This window comes from Desulfobacterium sp. N47, from assembly GCF_051233685.1.
Taxonomy (GTDB): domain Bacteria; phylum Desulfobacterota; class Desulfobacteria; order Desulfobacterales; family RPRI01; genus RPRI01.
In genome coordinates this window covers 1-2504 of sequence record NZ_JBAMMY010000032.1, presented here as the reverse complement: position 1 = coordinate 2504, position 2504 = coordinate 1, and the positions used below count along the sequence as shown (strand labels likewise).

The 2504-nt window shown below is 36.1% G+C and carries 6 protein-coding genes; all 6 read right to left on the bottom strand.

The features are described from left to right. Positions 1-114: 114 nt before the first annotated feature. A complete protein-coding gene (locus tag VXK47_RS01620; RefSeq protein WP_435547031.1) occupies positions 115-540 on the bottom strand; it encodes a type II toxin-antitoxin system VapC family toxin in 426 nt (141 codons plus the stop codon). Continuing rightward, the gene (locus VXK47_RS01615; protein WP_435547030.1) at positions 537-767 is read right to left on the bottom strand and encodes a hypothetical protein; all 231 of its coding nucleotides are present in this window, start codon (positions 765-767) and stop codon (positions 537-539) included. The genes VXK47_RS01620 and VXK47_RS01615 overlap by 4 nt, the downstream gene beginning before the upstream one ends. 389 nt (positions 768-1156) lie before the next feature. Next, positions 1157-1366, bottom strand: a complete 210-nt coding sequence (locus VXK47_RS01610) for a hypothetical protein (protein ID WP_435547029.1) — start codon at positions 1364-1366, stop codon at positions 1157-1159. Between the two features lie 5 nt (positions 1367-1371). Further along, complete coding sequence (locus tag VXK47_RS01605; protein WP_435547028.1) at positions 1372-1626, bottom strand: GIY-YIG nuclease family protein; 255 nt, start codon at positions 1624-1626, stop codon at positions 1372-1374. A gap of 13 nt (positions 1627-1639) precedes the next feature. After that, on the bottom strand, positions 1640-1939 hold the full coding sequence (locus VXK47_RS01600; protein ID WP_435547032.1) for an ORF6N domain-containing protein: 300 nt from the start codon (positions 1937-1939) through the stop codon (positions 1640-1642). A 381-nt stretch (positions 1940-2320) separates the two neighbouring features. Then, positions 2321-2504 (bottom strand): transposase (locus VXK47_RS01595; RefSeq protein ID WP_435547027.1); only part of this gene is annotated, 184 nt, incomplete at its 5' end.

Genomic DNA, 2504 nt, shown 5'->3' with positions numbered 1-2504 from the left:
TTATATAAATCGAATCAATAAGATTTTTAAAGAACAGATCGGGGATTTGGTTGATGCAGTAATTATATTAGACAATCCTCTCGCCTGTTTCAACAGAAACAATTTGAAAATGTATCATAAAGTATTAAGCCCTTCATTTTTAAAAAATTTCAATAGCAGGCTATCGGATGTTAGAAAAATACAACTCTCTCTTTTTAATTTAACAGCGGATGCCAATTGAAGGGAATCCAAAGTTCGCAAGCCATCACTACCATAACGCATAAGCAGTTTTGATGCTGAATCAATTATGAAAGGATCTATCCTTATCCATTCAAATTTTGCATGGTCATCTTCAAAACAATCTATGACCTCTTGCACTGCTTTTTCGGACAATTCATTATGTCTTGCTTTCTTCCAAAATGCGGACCTAAATTCAAGAATAGCTATCTCAGCCAAGATAATTGACTGAACATCTTTTGACAACGCGCCCAAAACATAATCCGAATCTTTTTCGTTGTGATAAAGTTTAACTAAGGAAGATGTATCCAAAAATGCTTTCATAGAGCATGCCTTCTTTCCTCAATTACGGCATCACTTAACGAGCCATGATAGTGTTTTGTGATTTCTCTTGATTTGTTGAACGAAAAACTGTTTATATCCAATCCGGTTTCAACCGGCGATTCAATTTCTTCAAGAAAAGTAACGATTACAGGAACAGATTTTATTGTTTTTATTTTTTCCTGTAAGTCTATTTTTCCATTATTGTATATCCCTTTTATTGCCAGCATAACGCCCTCTCCTGCAAAAATTTTATATAAGCCAATCCGGTTAAATTAATTCCTGACATCTCGTATATTTCTTCAAACTTATCCACGAAAATTTTTTTTATCTCATTCTTTCAGCCTCGATATCTTTGAACCTTTTTGATATTATAACTAAATCGCTTTCATACAGCAATATCTTTTACAAATTTCACGCTTTCTGCATAAGCTTTCCTTTAATCTTGACGTACATGATTTATCCCCTCTATTGTTTAAACTTTCTGGCATTGCTGGAAATTATATAAGCTTTATTCTCTTTTCAACTGCTGCAACATTGCCGTTACTTACCATATTCCCTAACCTTTTCTTTTATGGTAAATCCTGAATCTCTCACAGAGTCCGCAGAGGGCTTAGAGTCATTGATTAATCTTACTATAAGTCCGCTGTTTTTCTTTTATGGTAAAACCAATTTTCTTCTTCGGTTTGCTTTCTGTAACCAGCATATGGTCTAACGTTTCGAAAACGATACGGAAGCGATCCTCGGTAATTTTTTTGAGTTCTTCTACTTCTTTTCTGAGATCAGTATTATCAAGAAGCATTTGCCGTAATTTTGTGAATGTTCGCATGATCTTCACCCTGTTAAATAAGATTTGAGACGTCTTTTTATATATGCTTTCCCATGGTATGTTTTTAAATATTTCTCCCTATGAGTTGCATCACTTCTATTAAGACATGCTTCATAATAGACTAATTCCAATGGTCTTCTATCTTTTGTTGATTCAACCTGACCCTTTGTGTGCTGCTCAAATCTTAGCTTGAGATCCTGTGTAAAACCTGTATAAAAATTCCCATCTTTTTTACTATACAAGACATATGTGTAATACATAACTCGCCTCAAGCTATTTAACAGGGTACATATTGATTTCTATAGCTTTTTTGCTGTTAAGAACACTGGAAAGCATGGCAACACCTTGTTCTGTGAATGCAAAAGGCATATACTTTGAATGAGTGCCTCTTTTTAAGGTGCCATTTTGGCACCTTAAAGAATCATATTCGTTTTTTGACAGTTCAAACATAAAATCAGACGGGAATCTGTCGATGTTTCTTCGAACCGATCTTTTCAACTGTTTGGTATCAACGCCGTAAAGTTCTGCAAGATCATTATCCAGCATCACCTTTACACCCCGAATAAAATATATTTTACTTGTAATCTGATGAGAGTTGATTGTCCATAAACAATATCTTCTCCTAAATGCTTGGTTATTTTAATACGCAATCTCCATCTTTTCCTTATACAACAGAGTTTCGTATCCATCCGGAAAACAAAAAGCCCCGTCCTTCAATTAACTGAAGAGCGGGGCTTTATTATATCCGGTTATGTTAAATCCTTTACACCAATCGCATTCAAATTCTAGCTGTGTTGGCTTCGTCAGTTCTGTCCTTGGCGTATTACATATACGCCTGCGGAAAAACCTCCTTGCCGCCTTGCTATCTTTTTGAATGCAACTCGGTGTGAGAGTGTAAAAAACCAAAACAAGATAATGGATTACTTATTCCAAAAAACGCCAAAAATAAAACAGCTAATGTTCGTGGTCCTTAAAGAAATCCATTCTTCTTCCGGACAGATCACGGGTTCTCCATTTCTCTACGGCCTCTATCAGCTCCTTGTTGGCGTTACTGACCTCCGTTGGAGATACTTTGCGCCCGATCAGCCGCTCAGACATCATCGAAAGGCTTCGGGTGCTGACACCGGTTAAAAACATC

What these genes read in the sequence shown, in the direction of transcription:
- VXK47_RS01605 (WP_435547028.1), bottom strand. Translation starts at nt 1,626, where the DNA reads ATGTATTACACATATGTCTTGTATAGTAAAAAAGATGGGAATTTTTAT.
- VXK47_RS01615 (WP_435547030.1), bottom strand. Translation starts at nt 767, where the DNA reads ATGCTGGCAATAAAAGGGATATACAATAATGGAAAAATAGACTTACAG.
- VXK47_RS01620 (WP_435547031.1), bottom strand. Translation starts at nt 540, where the DNA reads ATGAAAGCATTTTTGGATACATCTTCCTTAGTTAAACTTTATCACAAC.
- VXK47_RS01610 (WP_435547029.1), bottom strand. Translation starts at nt 1,366, where the DNA reads ATGCGAACATTCACAAAATTACGGCAAATGCTTCTTGATAATACTGAT.